Below are 18,737 nucleotides of genomic sequence, written 5' to 3' on the forward strand. Positions count from 1 at the left end.
CCGCGCTGGCGCAGAAATTGAATCGGCAATGATGTCTTCTCAATCTCCTTTTTTTAACCAGACCCAGCCGCCCCGCGAGCTGTATTTTGACCGCCATTTCGGCCTGGAGGCCACCAAGCTGTGGCCAGGCGAGATGCTGGCCACCGGCGAAGACTGGCTGCTGGTGACCGTAACCGGAAGCTGCGTGGTGATCTGTCTGCACGACCCGGTGGCAGAAGTGGGCGGCATGGCGCACTTCATGTTGCCCGATCTGGATGCGCAGAATCCCGACATGCACGCGCCCGCCCGTTATGGCAGCCATATGCTGGAATCGCTGATTGACGCCTTGCTGCTGCAGGGCGCGCGCCGCGAGCGGCTGATGGCGTTCTTGTATGGCGGGGCCAATATCCTCAAAGGCCTGTATCTGGGTGCACCGGGGGAGCGCAATATCCTGTTTACCCGCAACTACCTGGCCACCGAAGGCATTCCGGTGCACGAAGAAGCTGTGCTGGAAGTCTTGCCGCGCAAAATATATTTTCAGGCGCGTCGTGGCCGGGCCAAGATTCGAGGCATCCGGGCGGTGCATAACCGCACCATTTTCGAGCGTGAACTGGAATACCGCCACCGTTTGCGAGCCGAAGTCCAGCCGACCGACGGTGAGGTGTTTTAGTCCGGTGCCGCAGAGCACGGGTGCCATCACCGCCTTCAGCCTTCGCCCCGGTCCAGCGCGTCCCGCTTGTGGCTGACGTCTTTCCAGTCGGCGTGATCGGGCAGCGGAGCCTTGACGTTGACAATCGGCAGCCAGGCCGGGTGCTTGGCCAGGGTAGCGTTCAGTTCGATAAACTCCTGCTGGTCAGCCGGCACGTCGTCTTCGGCGTAAATGGCATTGACTGGGCACTCGGGCACGCACAAGGTGCAGTCGATGCACTCGTCCGGGTCAATCACCAGAAAATTTGGCCCTTCCCGGAAGCAGTCCACCGGGCATACCGCCACGCAGTCGGTGTATTTGCAGCGAATGCAGGCTTCGGTTACCACATAGGCCATGAGGGTTCTCCTGAGGCAGGGGTTTCTTGTATCGTAGCGTGCTTCTACCCTGTTTGCCGACGATTGCACCATGTCCTGCCCAATGCCTCCTGCCCAGCCCTATCGCGGGCGCTTTGCCCCCAGCCCCACCGGCCTGCTGCACGCCGGCTCGCTGACCACTGCGGTGGGCAGCTATCTGCAGGCGCGCAGTCAGGGCGGCGAGTGGTTGCTGCGGATGGAAGACCTTGACCCGCCCAGAGAAATGCCCGGTGCCAGCGCGGCCATCTTGCGCACGCTGGAAGCGTTGGGTTTTGCCTGGGATGGGCCGGTGGTATACCAAAGCCAGCGTCTGGACGCTTATCAGCAGGCGCTGGATCATCTGGTTGCCCAGCAGCGCGCCTACCCCTGCGCTTGCACCCGGCGGGAAATCGCCCTGGCTGGTCAGGCCGGGCTGGATGGCGTGGTCTATCCGGGCACGTGCCGTGCCGGCCTGGCAGCTGGCCGGACAGGCCGCGCCTGGCGGCTACGCGTGCCGGCAGGGCTGACCCGTGTGGTGGATGGCCTGCATGGGCCGATCGAACAGGATGTGTTGGCGTGTGTGGGGGATTATGTGCTCAAACGCGCCGATGGGCTGTTTGCCTATCAGCTGGCCGTGGTGGTGGACGACGCCTGGCAGGGGGTCAATGCGGTGGTGCGCGGGGCTGACCTGCTGGATTCCACCACGCGCCAGATCGTGCTGCAGCAGGCGCTGGGTGTGGCAACGCCCCGTTATGTTCATTTGCCGGTGCTGGTCAATGCCGCCGGGGAGAAGCTTAGCAAGCAAACGCTGGCCCCGGCGATCCGGCCCGACGCCGCCGCTGCCGAGCTGCGCCTGGCGCTGACCCGTCTGGGCCATCCGCCGCCCGCTGATTGCGGCGGGCTGGCCGAGCTGTGGGCCTGGGCATTGGCGCACTGGGCGTTGTCACGCGTGTCGGCGGCACCGGTGGTGGTACAGGAGGCTTGAACGCGCACCCAGGCAACCCGGCCAGGACAAGCCGCTATGCGCGGCGGCCTGACGTGTCGAACGCCGCCTCGGGCAGCGGACAGAGCGCGCTGGTGTGCGGCATGCTGTGCAGGTAGAGCGCCATATCCTGTGCCGGCAGTGGCCGGCTGAACAAGAAGCCCTGCAGCACATCACAGCCGTGCTGCCATAGCCAGTTGGCCTGCTCCAGGGTTTCCACCCCTTCGGCCACCACGCCTAGCTGCAGATTGTGGCTAAGCCCGAGCAGGGCGGCAACGATCAGCTCGCTATGGGTGTCCAGGCCGATATGGCTGATGAAGCTGCGGTCGATCTTGATATGGTCGGGACGGTAGCGGTACAGGTGCTGCAAATTGGCGTAGCCGGTGCCAAAATCGTCCAGCGCAATGCAAATGCCCATATCGGCCAGCGCATCCAGCGTGCGGGTAATTGGCGTCAGCCCGGCCTGGGCCAGCGCCGTTTCGGTGATTTCCAGCTGCAGCATGCTGGCCGGCACCTGATGGCGCGCCAGCAACTGGGCAATATCGTCGTGCAAATCCACCTTGCACAGCTGGCGGGCTGACAGGTTGACCGAGATCGGCACCGCCGGCAGGCCAGCCTGCTGCCAGGTTTTCCATTGGCGCAGCGCGGTGTCCAGCAGGCGATGGCCCAGGGCAATGATCAGCGAGCTTTCCTCGGCAATCGGGATAAAGCGCTCCGGACTGACCATGCCCAGCCGGGGATGATGCCAGCGCGCCAGTGCTTCCATGCTGACCACCTGGCCAGTACGGAAATTGATGATGGGCTGGTAGTGCAGGTGCATTTCGTCTGGCCGGCCCAGCGCCAGACGCAGGTCGTTTTCCAGCGCTTCGCGCGCCTGATGCGCCGGGGTGTGCTCCGGGCAATAGCGTGCCCAGCTGTTGCCGCCGGCCTGACGGGCGGTGGTGACCGCCTGGCGGGCGTGCAGCAGCAGGATTTCACCGTCGTCGCCATCCTGCGGAAACTGGCTGATGCCAATGCTGGCGGACAAGGCAAAGCGTTCGCCCTCCACACGCAGCTCGACCCCCACCCGTTGCAACACCCGCCGCGCCGCATGCAGCGCGGCGTCATCGACATGCGGGCTGAGAATGGCAAACTCGTCCTGGCCCAGATGAATCACCTGGTCGTGTGATCCCGCGCTGAGCAGGCGCTGGCCCAGCTGGGTGAGCAGGCGCTCGGCCAGCACGTTGCCGTGGCGCAGGCGCAGCGCGGCAAAGTGGTCCAGGCTGCAGCATAAAATCGAGAACGGCTGCCCTTGCGCCAGCCGGTCTGGCAGCAAAATGGCCAGGTCGGCGGCGCTGTACGGCGTGTCGCGCTGCTTGCTCAGGCTGGGATTGCCGGGCTGGCGCTGCAGCCAGTGCTCCAGGCCGCCGGCCAGCTCGTCGGGGCTGACACCACCTTGCCAGTCTGGCGAACGCGCGCGCAGGCGCGCCACCGCCGCACTCAGACGAGCGAGGGTGGCCCGACTCTGGTTGAGTTCGGTTTCCATGGCGTTGAAGGCGGCGTGCAGTTCTGGCTGACATTCGCCCGGATGACCGGGGCAGGCGCGGTGTGGCACAAAACCAGGCAGGGTGACTTCGTCGTCACGCAGTTGGGCAATCAGGCGCACCACGGCAGAACTGACTTCTGCCGGGCTGGCTTGGTGGCAATACTGCACAATACCGGCCAGTTCGGCAGAACCGAAGGCCCGCCGCAACGTATCGTGGAAGGGATCTGGCTGTGTCATGATTACCCCATCCGGCGGCTTGCAATAGTCTTATCATAAGGGAGCGGCAGGCCAGGCACCAGCGGGATTGATCATGCGTTGCAGCATCCGGCGCGGCTTAATACAGCAAACGGCAGCGCAGGGTGCCATCAATGGCCTGCAGCATGGCCTGGGCGGCTGCCGGGGCGGCGCTGTCGGTGTCAATCACCACATAGCCGATATCGCCGCTGGTTTGCAGGTATTGTGCGCAAATATTGATGTTTTGTCCGGAGAACAACGCATTGATTCGTGCCAGCATGCCTGGCTGGTTGCGGTGAATATGCAGCAACCGCCCCTTGCCAGGGTGCGCCGGCAACGACACTTCCGGAAAATTCACTGCCGACAGTGTCGAGCCATTATCCGAGTAGCGAATCAGCTTGCTGGCCACTTCTGCGCCAATATTGGCCTGGGCTTCCTGGGTAGAACCGCCGATATGCGGGGTGAGCAGCACATTGTCCAGCCCGCGCAGCGGCGACAGAAACTCGTCGCCATTGGCCTGTGGCTCGTGCGGAAACACATCAATCGCCGCACCATGCAGATGCTTGTCGTGCAATGCCTCAGCCAGCGCGTCGATATCCACCACCGTGCCGCGCGAGGCGTTGATCAGATGGCTGCCCGGTTTCATTGCTGCCAGTTGGGCTGCGCCAATCATATTGCGCGTCTGTTCGGTTTCCGGCACATGCAGGGTGACCACGTCGGCGCAGGCCAGCACGGCGTCCAGGTGGGTGAGCTGACGGGCGTTGCCCAGCGGCAGCCGGGTTTCAATATCGTAAAATACCACCTGCATGCCCAGGCCTTCGGCCAGAATGCCAATCTGGGTACCGATATGGCCGTAACCGACAATGCCCAGGGTTTTGCCGCGCACCTCGTAGGCATGGTCGGCTGACTTCATCCAGCCGCCACGATGCGCCAGTGCATTGCGTTGCGGGATGCCGCGCATCAGCAGGATGGCTTCGGCCAATACCAGCTCGGCCACCGAGCGGGTATTGGAAAACGGGGCATTGAACACCGGAATCCCGCGCCGGGCGGCTGCGGCCAGGTCCACCTGGTTGGTGCCGATGCAAAAGCAGCCAATTGCCATCAGCTTGCGCGCCGCTTCCAGCACCGTGTCGGTCAGTTGGGTGCGCGAGCGGATGCCGACAATGTGCGCATCGGCAATGGCCTCACACAACTGGTCTTCCGGCAGGGCTTTGGCCCGGTAATCCAGGGTGACATAGCCGCTGGCCTGAAAGGCGTCCACGGCAGTCTGGTGCACCCCTTCCAGCAGTAACACCTTGATTTTGGCTTTGTCGAGCGAATACGTCTGCATGATGGCTTCCTTTTCGGTCAATTCTTGAGTAAATTTATCAGGTATTCTGTGTTTTGCCATCCCCATCTTGTGAAAGTTGCCCATGCCTCCTGATTTGCCCACCCGGCTGGCCACCGTGATCGACCCGGCCCGCATCCGCACCGACGCTGATGCCCTCACCCAATATGGCCGCGACTGGACCCGCTATTACACCCCAGCCCCGGCGGCGGTGGTGTTTCCACGCAGCCTGGCGGAAGTGGTTGCGCTGGTGCAACTGGCCCGCCGCGAGCACCTGGCGCTGGTGCCGTCCGGCGGACGCACCGGCCTGTCTGGCGGCGCGTGCGCGATGGCTGGCGAAGTGGTGGTGTCGCTGGAGCAGATGCGCCAGATCAGCGATTTTGACCCGGTGGCCGGCACCGTGCGCTGCCAGGCCGGGGTGATTACCGAAACCCTGCAGCAGTACGCCAGCAGCCAGGGCTGGTATTTTCCGGTGGATTTTGCTTCGCGCGGTTCATCGTGCATTGGCGGCAATATCGCCACCAACGCAGGCGGCATCAAGGTGGTGCGCTACGGCATGTTCCGCGACTGGGTGGCCGGGCTGACCGTGGTGACCGGCGCAGGTGAGGTGCTGGAACTGAACCAGGGGCTGATCAAGAACAACACCGGCTACGATCTGCGTCATTTGTTCATTGGCAGCGAAGGCACCCTTGGCCTGATTGTGGATGCCACCCTGCGTCTGACCCGTCCGCCCGCACCGGCCAGGGTGATGGTGTGTGCGGTGCCGTCGCTGGACGGCATCATGCGGCTGTTCCACGCTTTCCGCAGCGAACTGACATTAAACGCATTTGAATTTTTCTCCGAAGCGGCGCTGCAGGCGGTGCTGGCGCGCGGCCATGTGCGCCGGCCACTGGATACCGTCACCCCCTACTACGTGCTGCTGGAGCTGGACTGCGCTGCGCCGGACAGCGAAGCCAGGGCGCTGGCGGTGTTTGAGCAGTGCGCCAGCGCTGGCTGGCTCAGCGACGGCGTGCTTAGCCAGTCGGTGGCGCAGGCCAGCGAGCTGTGGCGGCTGCGTGAGGACATCAGCGAGTCGATCACCCCGCGCACGCCGTATAAAAACGATATTTCCGTGGTGATTTCCCAGGTACCGGCGTTTATTGCCGAACTTGACGCGCTGCTGGCGCGCGAATACCCGACATTTGAGGTGGTGTGGTTTGGCCATATTGGCGATGGCAATCTGCACATCAATGTGCTGTGTCCGCTGGACATGGACATCGACACCTTCCGTGGCCACTGCGAACGGGTGAACACCCTGGTGTTTGACGTATTGGCCCGCTATCACGGCAGCATGTCGGCAGAACACGGTGTGGGCCTGCTCAAGCGCGACTATCTGTCGGTGACCCGCAGCCCAGCCGAGATTGGCTATCTGCAGGGAATCCGCCAGGTGTTTGATCCGGATGGCGTGCTGAATCCGGGTAAACTGCTGCCTAAAAAGTAGGCGACGGTAAAAATAACTTAATAATCAGCAGGCTGGCACATGTATCCACAGCCCATGCACATGACTTTCCCGCCTGGGTGTGGATGGTGTGCATAAAGACAGAAACCGTTGCCCAAAAATTGGGCAAAGGTAGAAAATCCAGAAAAATCAGCGAATTGACTGGCTTGTCCACAGCCGGTGCACATGGCTGTCCCACCGGGGTGTGGACAGCCAAGGCAGGTTCAGGCAGAACGTGCGCCCGTGTGAACAATGGTGCCCACATGCTCGCCGCGCAAGGCGGCAGTCAGCCGGCCCGGCACCAGGCCGTTGACCACTTGCACGCGCTCGATATGGCGGGCGGTGGCCATCACCTCCAGCAGCGCGCGGTCGAACGGCAGCGAGCCAGGCTGCTTGGCCAGATCCGTATGGCGGGTTTCGGCCAGGAACTGCGCCTGTTGACCATCCGGGCCATTCGGATCAGTGCTGTACACCCCATCCACGTCTTCGACAATGGTCAGCCCGGCAGCGCCCAGCGCGTCGGCCAGCAGGAAAGCCCCGGTATCGGCGCGGTGCATCGGGATGCGTGAGTCGGGAAACTCATGGTGATGGTAGGGCGGAAAGGCGCTGCCAACCACGGCACGCGCAGCGGCCAGGTGAATGGCCAGCTGGCTGGCGATGGTCGGGTGCTCGACGTAGGACACGCCTTCCGGGGCCAGCAGCGACGCCAGGATATGGCCGTTCTGGCCGGCTTCGCTGGCCGCCAGCGGGGCCAGCGAGCCGACTGGCAAGCCCAGATCCAGCCCAACGCTGAACACATGGCGGGCGCGCAGGCCAGCACCGGTGAGAATCAGCAGCCGGTGTTCCGGCAGCAGTTTGCGCAGTTCGTCAACCAGCGGCAGGATGGCATCCGCGCCACGGTCCATCAGGCGGCCGCCAATCTTGATCACTTGCAGCCAGGGCAGCAGGCGGATGGGACGCACACCGGCCACCGGACGGGTGAGCGTCCCATCCTGCAGGGTTTGACGGGCCAGCGGCGAGGCCATGTGTTTGATGGTGTTGGAAGTGTCTGTCATGGTGTTCTGCCTCAGCTCGCGGTGATGATGGTGCCGACGTGTTCGCCAGCCAGGGCACGGGTCAGGTTGCCGGGAACCAGGCCGTTGATGACCTGCACCTGGCGGATGTGGCGGGCGGATTTCAGCAGATCCAGCACCGGGAATTCCAGGATGGAGTCGTGCAGGCCCTGGGCCTTCATGTCGTCCACCGAAATTTTGGGGATGAACGTGGCGTGCGGGTCGGTTTTTGGGTTGCCGGTGTACAGGCCGTTTTCGTCTTTGACGTAGATCATCGCCTTGCAGCCAAACTGCTCGGCCAGCAAGAAGCAGCCGGCATCGGTGCGGTAGGGCGGAATCACGCCTTCAGCCGCCGGGCGCATCCACAGCTTGTACGGCGGCATGCCGCTGAAAATCACCGCATTCACTTCGGCAATCGACAGCGGCACGGTGGACATGCCGGCGTCGCCCACCACCGGAATGCCATGCTTGGCCAGCAGCTGGCCCAGCATGGCAGCGTTCTGGTCGGCCACCGACGCGCCCAGTTGCGCCAGCACGCCGGCTGGCAGGTTCAGCCCGGCGGCAATTGAATACAGATGACGGGCACGGGTGCCTGCGCCGGTGCCAATCATCAGCTTGTGTTGTTGCCGGGCGGCGACGATTTCGTCCACCAGCGGATACAGACCGGCGCGGCCGCGGTCGATCACGCTCTGGCCGCCGATCTTCAGCACCGTGGCGTCGGGCAGGATGCGGAAATCCGCCGACGCTTCGGCGGCGTCCAGCAGCTGCGCATCGGTCAGCGAGCGCTGCATCAGGAGCTGTTCAAGCTCCACTGTGGTGTGGGTCATGGGGTTCCTTTCGTCATTTCGATACACGGCAGCCCGTCTTGGCGGGCTGGTGCGCGCCCGGTCAGGGAGGGGCGAGCGTGTGTTCAGCGATGGTTGAGCGTGCCTGTCGTCAACGCATCATGAAACGATCGTAGGGGATCACGCTGTATAAATTCAACCACAGGCCAGAATAGCGCTGGCGGGAAAACCGGGGAAAGCTGACTGGCCACGGTGTGCCGGGCAGCATAAGAAAAACAAGACAAAATAGTCCTGTCAGAGGAAAGGGTGGCCACGCTGGCTGCAGCAGAAAACCGGTGACGATGCGTGTGTAGGAAGCACTGCTTTTAGGATAAACCGTGGGATAAGCGATATATACGCGAAGGGTGCAAAGAGGGATTCACCCGTCTGTCCAGGCTGAAATGGCCAGACCATGGTGTGGCCGTTTATGTCTTGTATGGCCAGCGGGCAGTGCATCTGGCCACCCGCTGGCTGGCCCGGATTATTTCAGTGCATAAATGGCCGGCAGATTGCGCCAGGCACCGCGCACGTCCATGCCATAGCCAAACACATAGCGGTCAGGCACATCAATACCAACAAAATCGGCGGCAATCGGCTTGGCCTTGCTGATCAGTTTATTGGCAAATACCCCGCTGTAAAATGCCTTGGCCCCCATGGCCATCACCTTGTCGCGAATGGCCGCCATGGTTTCGCCTTCGTCCAGAATATCGTCGAGCACCAGCACCACGCGGTCGCGCACGTCTTCTTTTGGTGCCTGCCGCCACACCAGCTCGCCGCCACGGGTCTTGTCGCCGTAGCGCGACACATGCACATAGTCAAAATCCAGCGGAAAGGCCAGGCGCGGCAGCAACTGGCCGGTAAACACCACCGCGCCGCCCATCACCGACAGCACCAGCGGGTAGCTGTCGCCCAGCTTGGCGGTGATGTCCGTGGCCATCTGGTCAACGGCGGCTGTCACCTGTTCGGCAGTAAACAATACGTCGGCGCTGTTGAGCAGGCCACGGGCTTCGGCAACATTGGGCATGAGCATCTCTCTTGCTTGGTTCAAATGAATCAGCCCACCGGGGGCAGGAAGGCTGCCGGGGGTGGGCCTGGGGTTTGGGTGGGGATCCACCGGGGCAAAACTGTCTGGCTTAGCGCGCCGGGTGGGTGCGCAGCCAGTTGGCAAAATCCTGGCCAACTTCATGGTGTTTCAGCGCGTAATCCACGCTGGCTTTCAGATAGCCCAGCTTGGAGCCGCAATCATAGCGCACGCCGGGCAGGGTCAGCGCATGCACCGGGTGTTCCTTGAGCAGGGCAGCAATGCCGTCGGTCAGCTGGATTTCGCCACCCGCGCCAGGGCGCACCTCCAGCAGCTTGTCAAAAATGCTGCCGGGCAGGATGTAGCGGCCTACCACCGCCAGGGTGGACGGGGCGAGCTCCGGTTTGGGTTTTTCCACCATGCTCACCACCCGGCTGTGGCCGTGGTCGTCAACAATCTGCACAATGCCGTAGTTGGCGGTTTCTTCGCGGGCAACGGTTTCCACCCCCAGCACCGACGCGCCGGTGGCCTGATGGTGCGCTACCATGTGCTGCAGCGCGCCGGGCTGGCTGTCGATCAGGTCATCGGCCAGCAGCACGGCAAATGGCTCGTTGCCAATTGCCGGGCGGGCGCACAGCACGGCGTGGCCCAGGCCCAGTGCTTCTGGCTGACGGATGTAAATGCACGAGGCCCACTTGGGCAGAATGCCCTGCACCGCTTCCAGCAGTTTTTCCTTATTGCGGATTTCCAGTTCGTTTTCCAGCTCGTAGGCCTTGTCGAAATGGTCTTCAATCGCCCGTTTATTGCGTCCGGTGATGAAGATCAGGTCGGTCATGCCGGCTTCCAGCGCTTCTTCCACCGCGTACTGGATCAGCGGCTTGTCGACAATCGGCAGCATTTCCTTCGGGCTGGCCTTGGTGGCGGGCAAAAAACGGGTGCCCATGCCGGCAACGGGAAATACGGCTTTACGAATGGCTTGCATGAGAGGGCTTCTCCGGGAAACTGCGTGGCGCAACAAAAAAATCATGCCAAGGGCAAACGTTTGCTGGGGGATGCCTGTGCAGGCCGTCCACCCAACACCACAACGGTGCCATGGCGTAGGGGTTATTCCAGGGCGGTGCCGGCCAGCAAGGCCAGCAGGGCGGTTTCGTCCAGCACGGGCACGCCCAGGCTCAGGGCTTTGTCCAGCTTGCTGCCAGCTTCTGCGCCCGCCACCACAAAATCGGTTTTTTTCGATACGCTACCGCTGACCTTGCCGCCGGCGGCCTCCACCCGTGCCTTGGCGGCGTCGCGGCTGAGGGTGGGCAAGGTGCCGGTCAGCACCACGGTCTTGCCGGCCAGCGGCAGCGCGAGCGCATCAGCGCTGTCTTCAGGAATGGCTGGCCATAGCGCGGCCAGATAGTCTAGCAGCTGGGTCAGCGTGGCGCGGTGTTCGGGTTGGTCCAGCCAGTCGGCCAGCGCATTCACCCCTTCGGCGGGCAGGTCCAGTGCAATGACTTCGCGCCGGCTCAAGCTGGCCAGCGCCGCCAGGTCGGGCAGTTGTGCCAGCAATTGTGTGGCGCGCAGCTCAGTCAGCCGGGGTATCGCCAGCTTGACCAGCAGGGTCACCGGGTTAAGCAATTGGCGCAATTGCGCCGCCGGGTGGGCAGCCTGTTGTGGCGTCACCCCGGCGGCCAGCAGCGCGTCCAGCTCGGCCTGGTTGCCCGCTTCGGCAAAAAACTCGGCAATTGATTCGGCCACCACGCCGCCAATATCCGGCAGTGCCGCCAGCACCACCACCGGCGCACGGCGCACCCAGTCCAGCTGCCCCAGGCAGTCGGCCAGGGTTTTGGCGGTGGATTCGCCCACATGGCGGATGCCCAGGGCAAACAGAAAGCGCGCCAGCGGCGGGGTTTTGCTGGCGGCAATCGCCGTCAGCAGGTTTTCGGCCCACTTGGTGGCAATTTTGCCGGCCTTGACCGTGTCTGGCACGCTGCCGTCGCGCTCGTCGGCGCGGCGCTTCATGTCCAGCAGGTCGGTCAGCGTCAGCTGGTACAGGTCGGCCACCCGGTGCACCAGGTCGAACTCCACCAGGGTGTCGATATAGCGTTCACCTAGTCCGTCGATATCCATCATCCGCCGGCCAGCAAAATGCTGAATCGCCTGGCTGCGCTGGGCGCGGCAGCTCAGCCCGCCCGCGCAGCGGGTAATCGCCTCGCCGGCTTCTCGGCGCACATGGCTGCCGCACACCGGGCAATGGTCGGGCAGGCGGTAGGGCGGATGCAGCGGTTCGCTGTCGCCGTCGCTGAACAGGTCTGCGCCGGGCAGCTGGCGCATGGGCCGCTGCGCCAGCACCACGCTGACCACTTCCGGAATCACATCGCCCGCGCGGCGCACGCTGACCGTATCACCCACCCGCACGTCCTTGCGCAGCACTTCGTCTTCGTTGTGCAGGGTGGCGTTGGTCACCGTCACACCACCGACAAACACCGGCTGCAAACGCGCCACCGGGGTGAGCGCACCGGTGCGGCCCACCTGCACGTCGATGGCTTCCACCACGGTCAGCGCTTCCTGCGCCGGGTATTTGTGCGCCACTGCCCAGCGCGGTTCACGGGTGCGAAAGCCCAGCTGCTGTTGCAGTGCCAGGCGGTTGACCTTGTACACCACGCCATCGATATCAAACGGCAGGCTGTCGCGTAGCGCCGCCACTTTGGCGTGAAACGCTGCCAGCCCGGCACCGCCAGTGACCACCTCGCGCACGCTGCATACCGGAAACCCCAGTTCGGCCAGCGCATCAAGCAGCGCGCTATGCCGGTCAGGCGCGTTTGGCCAGTCTTCCACCTGGCCCAGCCCGTAGGCAAAAAACGACAGTGGGCGCTGGGCGGCAATGCCAGGGTCGAGCTGGCGCACTGCGCCGGCGGCGGTGTTGCGCGGGTTGACAAAGGTTTTGTCGCCCAGGGCCTGCTGGCGGGCATTCAGCTGCTCGAAGTCGTCGCGGCGCATGTACACCTCGCCGCGTACCTCCAGCACCGCCGGCGGCGCATCGCTGCGCAGACGCAGCGGAATCTGGCCGATGGTGCGGATATTCTGGGTGACATCCTCGCCAGTGGCACCGTCGCCACGGGTGGCGGCCTGGGTGAGCACGCCATGTTCGTAACGCAGGCTGAGCGCCAGGCCATCAAACTTCAGCTCGGCGGCGTACTCCACCGGCGCATCCAGCGGCAGCAGGTCGAGTTCGCGGCGCACACTGGCGTCGAATGCCTCTGCGCCAGCGGCGGTGACATCGGTTTCGGTGCGAATCGACAGCATGGGCACCAGGTGGCGTACCGGGGCAAACGCCGCCAGAGGCGCACCACCCACCCGCTGGGTGGGCGAATCCGCCGTGCGCAGCGCCGGGTGGGCGTGTTCCAGCGCCTGTAGTTCGTCAAACAGCCGGTCGTACTCGGCGTCGGGCACGCTGGGTGCGTCGAGCACATAGTATTCGTGGCTGTAGTGCAAAAGCCGAGCGCGCAGCTGGGCTGCGCGCTCGGCGAGAACGTCGGGAGAAACCATCATGCAAACAGGCGAAGTGCGGCCACGCTGCCCGGTGCAATGCCGCGATCATCCATGCGGCTGTACAGTTGCTGGAGCTGGTGGCGAATGGTGTTGATGCCGCTTTCGGTCAGTTGGCGCTGGTTGTCGTCGATCAGGTCGGCGTCGAGCTCGTCGGCCAGCTGGCGCGCCAGCAGCACGGCGCGGTCGAACACTGAAATGCCACCCGCCACCCTGGGCACGTCAAACAGCAGGGTGAGGGTCTTGAATTCACCGTCGTTCAGGCTATCGGCGTTGAACGGCGTGCCTTCGGCGTTGGACAGCATGTACAGCACATTGCCGGAGTCAGACAGGTAATGGAAGTTGCCGTCGGCCTCCAGCTGCATGCCGGCTTCTTCGGCCAGCGCACGCAGGCGGGCACCGTCAAATGGCGCAGCCGCCAGCAGGTTCAGGCCGATCATCACATCCACCCCGGCGCAGAACTGGTCCAGCTCGCGGGCGGCGGTCAGCCGGGTTTGCCGTAGCGGGAAGCTGGCGTTGGAGCCATGCTGTTCGGCAAACTCCTGCACCTGCGAGCAGAAGGTGTTCAGCTCGGTTTCCCCCAGCGGGCCACGGCGGTCAACCATTTGCACGCCAATGTTCAGCTGGGCATACGTGCGCCGCGCACGGGCACGCTCCCAGCCGCCATCCGGGGTGTTACCGAGCATTTCCACCCGTTTTTCGGTGGCAAAGCCTGGCAGGGTGGTCAGTTCTGCCGGCTGCTCGAAGCGGATTTCAGCAATGAAATCCAGCATGGGGTCGAGCAGGGTGGCGATCAGCAGCTGCTGTTCGATGGAGGACAGCGCCGGCTCGTCATCCAGCGCCTCGCTGCTGCCCTGCGCCTCTGCCGGGGCCGGGTTGGCCTGGGCATAGCGGATCAGCGTGTCTGCCTGGGTGGAGCCGGCCTCTTCGTTTTGCACCGGATCCAGCGGATTGGTCATGCTGTCGTCGTCCAGCGCCGGCTCCAGCCGGGCCACGCCGCGACTGTCGCGCATCTGGCTGGCAGGCACGTCAAGCAGCACATCCGGATGCTCGCGCTCGAATGCCGTTTTTGTCTGTTGGCGAAACCGCCGCTCCTGGAACCAGTTGTAACCGAATACCGCGCCAATCACCACTGCGCCCAGCGCAAGGATGCCGAGTTGGAAATCACTCATTCGCCGCTACCGACCCTGAATAGGGTTATGTTGTTATCGCCGCCATTATAACCAATGCATCCATCGTGCGTAGACCTTGCATGAACAATCCGGCCAGTTAAATGGATAAAAAAGCGTCTTTCAGGGGGGATTGCCGGGTGTTTTACGAAAAATTGGTCAGGCCAATCCGTGTTCCACGGCAAATACCGCCGCCTGCACCCGGCTGCTCAGGTTGAGTTTTTTCAGGATGTTCTGCACATGAATCTTCACCGTGCTCTCGGCCAGCGCCAGGCTGCGGGCAATTTCCTTGTTGCTGTCGCCCCTGGCCAGAAAGGTGAGGATTTCGCGCTCACGCGGGGTCAGGCGGTCGCCTTCTGACGGCGGTGCCACCGCGGGCGAGCCCCCCAGACGAAACTGTTCCATCAGCTTGGTGGTCATTGCCTCGCTCATCACCGATTCGCCGGCGGCGGCGCGGCCAATCGCCTGGATCAGGAATTCGGCGTTGATGTTTTTCAGCAAATAACCGCGCGCGCCCGCGCGCAGCGCCTGGGCCAGGTCGTGGGCGTCTTCCGAGACGGTGAGCATCACCACGGCCAGCCCGGCACAGTCCTGCAGCAGCAGGTGCAGGGTTTCCACGCCGGACAAGCCGGGCATGTTCAGGTCCAGCAGCACCACATCCGGGCGCAGCGCAGTGGCCAGCTTGATGCCTTCATGGCCATTGTCCGCCTCGCCCACCACGTCGATATCGGCCTGGCGGGCCAGCAGCGCGCGCACGCCGCTACGAAACAGGGTGTGGTCGTCGATCAATAACACGCGGATGGGGGTAGAGGTCACCGGGATTCCTTTTATCTATCTGTTTGCTTATCTATCACAATCCGCTCCGCTCAGGCGGTCAGGCGGTGCTGGTGGGGTAAATGCAGGCACACCAGGGTGCCATGCGGCACAACCGGCTCGATCGACAGTGCTGCGCCAGCGCGCTGGGCGCGTTCGCGCATGATGGCCAGGCCAAAATGGCCGCTGGGACGCGCCGCCACTTCCTGCGCATCAAAGCCCACGCCATCGTCGCGAATGATCAGGCGCACGTCGCGGTCGTCCTCAATGCGCACCACCACCCGGCTGGCGCGGGCGTGCTTGCGCACATTGGACAGCGACTCCTGCAAAATGAACAACAACTGCAATTGCTGCTCGGGCAAGAGCGGCGCGCCGCCGCCCTCGCGTTGTACTTCCACCCGCAAGCCGGTCTGGCGGCGAAAGCGTTCGAGGATGGCATCCACTGCGGCGAACAAATCTACTGCTGCCAGGCTGGTGCGGAAGTTGGTCAGCAGCTCGCGCACATCGTCGTAGCTTTCCTGCACGCCGGCCTGAATCTGCGCCAGGCTGTCGCCCATGGCGGCGCGGTCGTCGCGGCGCAGCGCGTCGTCGAGCATTTGCGCCTGCAGGTTTAAAAACGACAAACCCTGGGCAATGCTGTCATGCAGACCTTGCGCCACCAGATTACGCTCTTCCAGCACCGCCAGCTCGCGTGCCTTGGCCGCCAGCCGCTGGTTATCCAGCGCCACCGCCAGATTTTGCCCCAGGGTTTCCAGCAGTTGCTGTTGCTGCCGGGTAAAAATCCGCGGCTGGCGAAAGTGCAGATTAAACACCCCAAGCAGGCGCGACTGGGTGCTGATGGCAAACGACGACACCACGGCAAAGCCGGCGCGCTGGCAGTCGTAGCGCCCGGCGTCGTCAAGCAGATGCAGCTGTTCAATGCGCACGGCACCGCTGGCGGCGGCCTCGCCGCAAATGCACTCGCCAATCGGCAGGCAGTGCTCGCGCTGGCGCAGCCCGTCGGGCAGCCCACTTTCCGCCACCAGAAACAGCATGCCATGCGGCGTGTCGCTGAGGCGCACCGCGCCGCCATCGGCGGCAAAGGCGCGCAGCACCCGGTTGAGAAAGCCCTGGCTGAGCTCCTCCAGCGTGGCGGGCTGGTTCAGAAACGCGGCAATTTCGTAAAGCAGCGACAGCTCGCGGTTTTTTTCGGTGAGCTTGGCGGTTTTGGCTTCTACCTGAAACTCCAGCGTGGCATTGGCCTCGGCCAGCCGGCGGGCCATGTCATTGAAACCGCTGGCCACTTCGCCAAATTCATCCTGGGTTTCCACCGGCACCCGGCTGGAAAAATCGCCCTTGGCCAGGCGCTGAATACCCAGGTGCAGCCGCTCCAGTGGGCGGATCACCAGCAGGAACATCAGATAAATCAGCGCCACCGTGCCCAGTACGGCCAAAGTGGCCAGCAGGGTCTGGCACAGCCGCAGCCATTCGGTCTTGCGCGCATTGTGCTGTTCGATATCGCCGACCAAGAGGTCGATCTTGCTGACAAATGGCTCGATTTCACGGTCAAACGCGCTCACCTGCACCGCGCTGCCCTGCGCCTGACTGGCGGCGGCCAGCAGGATCGGGCGCATCCGCGTGTTCCAGTGGCGGCGCACCAGGTCCAGTTCGGCCAGAATATCTGGCCGGCGTGGCACCAGCAGCGGGCGGGCGGGGTCGCCCTGCTCCAGCCGTTGCAGGGTTTGTTCAAAGCGGCCAATCCGCTCGGTCAGCTGCACCACACTGGCCGGCTGGCGGGCCACCTGGTCCAGCTCTCGCGCCAGCTGAAACGTGCGCATGCGCAGGCTGCCGGCGTCGTTGATGGCCGCTGCCCCGCCTTCCAGCTGCCAGGACAGCAGCAGGGTGGCACCAATCGCCGTCAGCGCCAGCAGCAAGAACGAGATAAAGCTGAACAGGATTTTCACCGTCAGCTGGCGCGACAGCGGCAGCCCGCCAGCCAGTGGGACATCCTGCTCGGCGAGTGGATCGGCGTTGACCGTCACTTGACTTCCAGTGGGCACACCAGCGGCAAAAAGCGCCGGCTGGTGGTGTCAAAGCCATACAGCGCGCCTTCCTGAATATCAAAATACCAGCCCAGCAGCTGCAGCTTGCCGGCGTCCACCCGGTTGCGCACCCAGGGGAAGCTCAGCAGATTGTCCAGGCTGACCAGAATCGACATGCGTTCGGCCATGGCCAGCTGTGCCGCCGGATCAAGATCCGCGTGGCGGGCCAGCACAAACTCCCGTGCCGGTTCGGCAATGCTCAGCCACTTGGCCAGAAACCCGCCATGCTGATCTTCGTGGGTCACCCCCTGCATCAGTGCACGAATGCCGCCACAGCCAGCGTGGCCCAGCACGATGATCCGCTCCACCTGCAGCGAAATCACCGCAAATTCCAGCGCCGCCGACACGCCGTGGTAATGGCTGTCGTTCTCGCATGGCGGCACCAAATTGGCCACATTGCGCACAATGAACAGCTCGCCCGGCTCGCTGCCGGTCAGCATCAGCGGGTCCACCCGCGAATCACAGCATCCCACCACCAGGGTGGAGGGATGCTGGCCGTGCTTGAGGTTGGCAAACAGGGTGTCGTTGTCCAGGTAGTACTGCTGCTGAAAACGTCGGAAGCCGGAAAGAAATTGTTCGATAGAGGGCATGGGTCACCATCAGGAAATCAGTCGGAAACAGCATAGAGCATTTGCGCCCCACCTTCAGCCACCGGTTTTGGCCATGATGCGCACGATCTGGCTTGGCGCTTCGGTAAACACATGGCGTTCGGGCTTGCGTTCGATGGCCTGGCGGATGACGGCTTCCAGCCCGGCATCGCTGATGCCCTGACGCAGCAGCGGACGCAAAGGGACACTGGCCTCCTGACCCAGGCACAGGTACAAGGTTCCTTCCACCGACAGCCGCACCCGGTTGCAGGTGGCGCAAAAATGCTGGGAAATCGGGGTAATCACCCCGAGGGTGAAGCGGCCATCGGCGGTGCCCCAGTAATTGGCCGGCCCGCCGCCCAGTGTGGCGGTGTGCGCTTGCAGGCCAAAGCGCCGGCGCAGGCCGGCCAGCACGGGCTGTAAATCCAGATACGCCGCGCTACGCCCGCTGTCGCCCATCGGCATGGCTTCAATCAGGCGCAGAATGAACTGGTGTTCGATACAAAATGCCACCATGGATTCAATATCGTCGGCATTCACCCCGTTCATCGCCACCATATTGATCTTGATCGGCGTCAGCCCGGCCTGCTTGGCCGCCATCAGTCCGGCCAGCACCTGTGGCAGGCTGTCGCGTCCGGTGACCTCGGCCATGCAGTCGCGGCGCAAGGAATCCAGGCTGACATTCAGCCGCGCTACCCCTGCTGCCTTCAAGCGCCCGGCGTACTGCGCCAGCTGGGTGCCGTTGGTGGACAGGGATAAGTCGGTCAGCCCCGGCAAGGCCGCCAGCCGCCCGGCCAGCTCAATCACCCCGCGCCGCAACAGCGGCTCGCCCCCGGTCAGCCGTACCCGCCGGGTGCCCAGGCGGACAAACACCGCCATCACCCGCTCGATTTCGTCAAAGGTCAGCCAGTTGTCCGGCTCGGCAAAATCCTTGAAACCCTTGGGGATACAGTAGCTGCAGCGCAGATCACAGCGGTCGGTTACCGACAGCCGCACATAATCCACGCGCCGGCCAAAACGGTCTTGTAGCATCGCCCCTTACTCCTGCATGGACACCGGATGGCAACGGCTGTTGCCCCCCGCCACCATCATAG

Annotated in this window: 16 protein-coding genes; 3 read left to right on the top strand and 13 right to left on the bottom strand. The window is 63.5% G+C overall.

Going from position 1 to position 18,737, the window contains the following annotated elements:
* The first annotated feature begins 28 nt into the window (after nt 1-28).
* Entirely contained in the window at nt 29-649 is a 621-nt protein-coding gene (locus tag BXU06_RS03280) for a chemoreceptor glutamine deamidase CheD (RefSeq protein WP_253189512.1), read from the top strand.
* 35 nt (nt 650-684) lie between these two features.
* Here BXU06_RS03280 and fdxA read toward each other — a convergent pair whose 3' ends face one another.
* Nucleotides 685-1,023: a ferredoxin FdxA gene (gene fdxA / locus BXU06_RS03285; protein WP_077296795.1), complete on the bottom strand. Its 339-nt coding sequence runs from the start codon at nt 1,021-1,023 to the stop codon at nt 685-687.
* 70 nt (nt 1,024-1,093) lie between these two features.
* Between fdxA and gluQRS the strand changes: the two genes are divergently transcribed.
* Nucleotides 1,094-2,005 carry a tRNA glutamyl-Q(34) synthetase GluQRS gene (gene gluQRS, locus BXU06_RS03290; RefSeq protein WP_253189513.1) on the top strand — a complete coding sequence of 304 codons (912 nt, stop codon included), beginning with the start codon at nt 1,094-1,096 and terminating at the stop codon, nt 2,003-2,005.
* 34 nt (nt 2,006-2,039) lie between these two features.
* Here the strand turns inward: gluQRS and BXU06_RS03295 are convergent, their stop codons facing one another.
* Together BXU06_RS03295 and serA are read right to left on the bottom strand one after the other, a co-directional pair.
* Nucleotides 2,040-3,764, bottom strand: a complete 1,725-nt coding sequence (locus BXU06_RS03295) for a bifunctional diguanylate cyclase/phosphodiesterase (RefSeq protein WP_077296799.1) — start codon at nt 3,762-3,764, stop codon at nt 2,040-2,042.
* A gap of 97 nt (nt 3,765-3,861) precedes the next feature.
* Nucleotides 3,862-5,091 (bottom strand): phosphoglycerate dehydrogenase, encoded by a 1,230-nt coding sequence (gene serA, locus BXU06_RS03300; RefSeq protein WP_077302626.1) that lies wholly within the window; start codon nt 5,089-5,091, stop codon nt 3,862-3,864.
* A gap of 82 nt (nt 5,092-5,173) precedes the next feature.
* Here serA and BXU06_RS03305 point away from each other — a divergent pair, with 82 nt between their 5' ends.
* Nucleotides 5,174-6,568, top strand: coding sequence for an FAD-binding oxidoreductase (locus BXU06_RS03305; RefSeq protein WP_077296801.1), 1,395 nt, complete (start codon nt 5,174-5,176; stop codon nt 6,566-6,568).
* A gap of 221 nt (nt 6,569-6,789) precedes the next feature.
* On the opposite strand, the gene BXU06_RS03310 is transcribed toward BXU06_RS03305, so the two are convergent.
* The 10 genes from BXU06_RS03310 to moaA all read right to left on the bottom strand — a co-directional run bounded on the left by BXU06_RS03310 (nt 6,790) and on the right by moaA (nt 18,675).
* Nucleotides 6,790-7,620 carry a molybdenum storage protein subunit alpha gene (locus BXU06_RS03310; protein WP_077296803.1) on the bottom strand — a complete coding sequence of 277 codons (831 nt, stop codon included), beginning with the start codon at nt 7,618-7,620 and terminating at the stop codon, nt 6,790-6,792.
* Nucleotides 7,621-7,631: 11 nt separating this feature from the next.
* Entirely contained in the window at nt 7,632-8,444 is an 813-nt protein-coding gene (locus BXU06_RS03315) for a uridine kinase (RefSeq protein WP_077296805.1), read from the bottom strand.
* A 478-nt stretch (nt 8,445-8,922) separates the two neighbouring features.
* A complete protein-coding gene (locus BXU06_RS03320) occupies nt 8,923-9,465 on the bottom strand; it encodes a hypoxanthine-guanine phosphoribosyltransferase (RefSeq protein ID WP_077296807.1) in 543 nt (180 codons plus the stop codon).
* Between the two features lie 109 nt (nt 9,466-9,574).
* On the bottom strand, nt 9,575-10,444 hold the full coding sequence (galU, locus tag BXU06_RS03325) for a UTP--glucose-1-phosphate uridylyltransferase GalU (protein WP_077296809.1): 870 nt from the start codon (nt 10,442-10,444) through the stop codon (nt 9,575-9,577).
* A gap of 122 nt (nt 10,445-10,566) precedes the next feature.
* Nucleotides 10,567-12,996, bottom strand: coding sequence for an NAD-dependent DNA ligase LigA (gene ligA, locus BXU06_RS03330; protein WP_150125084.1), 2,430 nt, complete (start codon nt 12,994-12,996; stop codon nt 10,567-10,569).
* Nucleotides 12,993-14,165 (bottom strand): cell division protein ZipA C-terminal FtsZ-binding domain-containing protein, encoded by a 1,173-nt coding sequence (locus BXU06_RS03335; protein ID WP_077296811.1) that lies wholly within the window; start codon nt 14,163-14,165, stop codon nt 12,993-12,995. The genes ligA and BXU06_RS03335 overlap by 4 nt, the downstream gene beginning before the upstream one ends.
* Nucleotides 14,166-14,321: 156 nt before the next feature.
* Nucleotides 14,322-14,978, bottom strand: coding sequence for a response regulator (locus BXU06_RS03340; RefSeq protein WP_077296813.1), 657 nt, complete (start codon nt 14,976-14,978; stop codon nt 14,322-14,324).
* A 50-nt stretch (nt 14,979-15,028) separates the two neighbouring features.
* On the bottom strand, nt 15,029-16,996 hold the full coding sequence (locus BXU06_RS03345) for a type IV pili methyl-accepting chemotaxis transducer N-terminal domain-containing protein (protein ID WP_171982099.1): 1,968 nt from the start codon (nt 16,994-16,996) through the stop codon (nt 15,029-15,031).
* Nucleotides 16,993-17,646 carry a carbonic anhydrase gene (locus tag BXU06_RS03350; RefSeq protein WP_077296815.1) on the bottom strand — a complete coding sequence of 218 codons (654 nt, stop codon included), beginning with the start codon at nt 17,644-17,646 and terminating at the stop codon, nt 16,993-16,995. The genes BXU06_RS03345 and BXU06_RS03350 overlap by 4 nt, the downstream gene beginning before the upstream one ends.
* 54 nt (nt 17,647-17,700) lie before the next feature.
* Complete coding sequence (moaA, locus tag BXU06_RS03355) at nt 17,701-18,675, bottom strand: GTP 3',8-cyclase MoaA (RefSeq protein ID WP_077296817.1); 975 nt, start codon at nt 18,673-18,675, stop codon at nt 17,701-17,703.
* Between the last annotated feature and the right edge of the window lie 62 nt (nt 18,676-18,737).

Origin of the sequence: Aquaspirillum sp. LM1, assembly GCF_002002905.1 — a bacterium.
Lineage (GTDB): Bacteria > Pseudomonadota > Gammaproteobacteria > Burkholderiales > Aquaspirillaceae > Rivihabitans.

Coding starts and splice junctions, on each gene's coding strand:
- BXU06_RS03280 (WP_253189512.1), top strand. CDS start 29: ATGATGTCTTCTCAATCTCCTTTTTTTAACCAGACCCAGCCGCCCCGC.
- fdxA (WP_077296795.1), bottom strand. CDS start 1,023: ATGGCCTATGTGGTAACCGAAGCCTGCATTCGCTGCAAATACACCGAC.
- gluQRS (WP_253189513.1), top strand. CDS start 1,094: ATGTCCTGCCCAATGCCTCCTGCCCAGCCCTATCGCGGGCGCTTTGCC.
- BXU06_RS03295 (WP_077296799.1), bottom strand. CDS start 3,764: ATGACACAGCCAGATCCCTTCCACGATACGTTGCGGCGGGCCTTCGGT.
- serA (WP_077302626.1), bottom strand. CDS start 5,091: ATGCAGACGTATTCGCTCGACAAAGCCAAAATCAAGGTGTTACTGCTG.
- BXU06_RS03305 (WP_077296801.1), top strand. CDS start 5,174: ATGCCTCCTGATTTGCCCACCCGGCTGGCCACCGTGATCGACCCGGCC.
- BXU06_RS03310 (WP_077296803.1), bottom strand. CDS start 7,620: ATGACAGACACTTCCAACACCATCAAACACATGGCCTCGCCGCTGGCC.
- BXU06_RS03315 (WP_077296805.1), bottom strand. CDS start 8,444: ATGACCCACACCACAGTGGAGCTTGAACAGCTCCTGATGCAGCGCTCG.
- BXU06_RS03320 (WP_077296807.1), bottom strand. CDS start 9,465: ATGCCCAATGTTGCCGAAGCCCGTGGCCTGCTCAACAGCGCCGACGTA.
- galU (WP_077296809.1), bottom strand. CDS start 10,444: ATGCAAGCCATTCGTAAAGCCGTATTTCCCGTTGCCGGCATGGGCACC.
- ligA (WP_150125084.1), bottom strand. CDS start 12,996: ATGATGGTTTCTCCCGACGTTCTCGCCGAGCGCGCAGCCCAGCTGCGC.
- BXU06_RS03335 (WP_077296811.1), bottom strand. CDS start 14,165: ATGAGTGATTTCCAACTCGGCATCCTTGCGCTGGGCGCAGTGGTGATT.
- BXU06_RS03350 (WP_077296815.1), bottom strand. CDS start 17,646: ATGCCCTCTATCGAACAATTTCTTTCCGGCTTCCGACGTTTTCAGCAG.
- moaA (WP_077296817.1), bottom strand. CDS start 18,675: ATGCTACAAGACCGTTTTGGCCGGCGCGTGGATTATGTGCGGCTGTCG.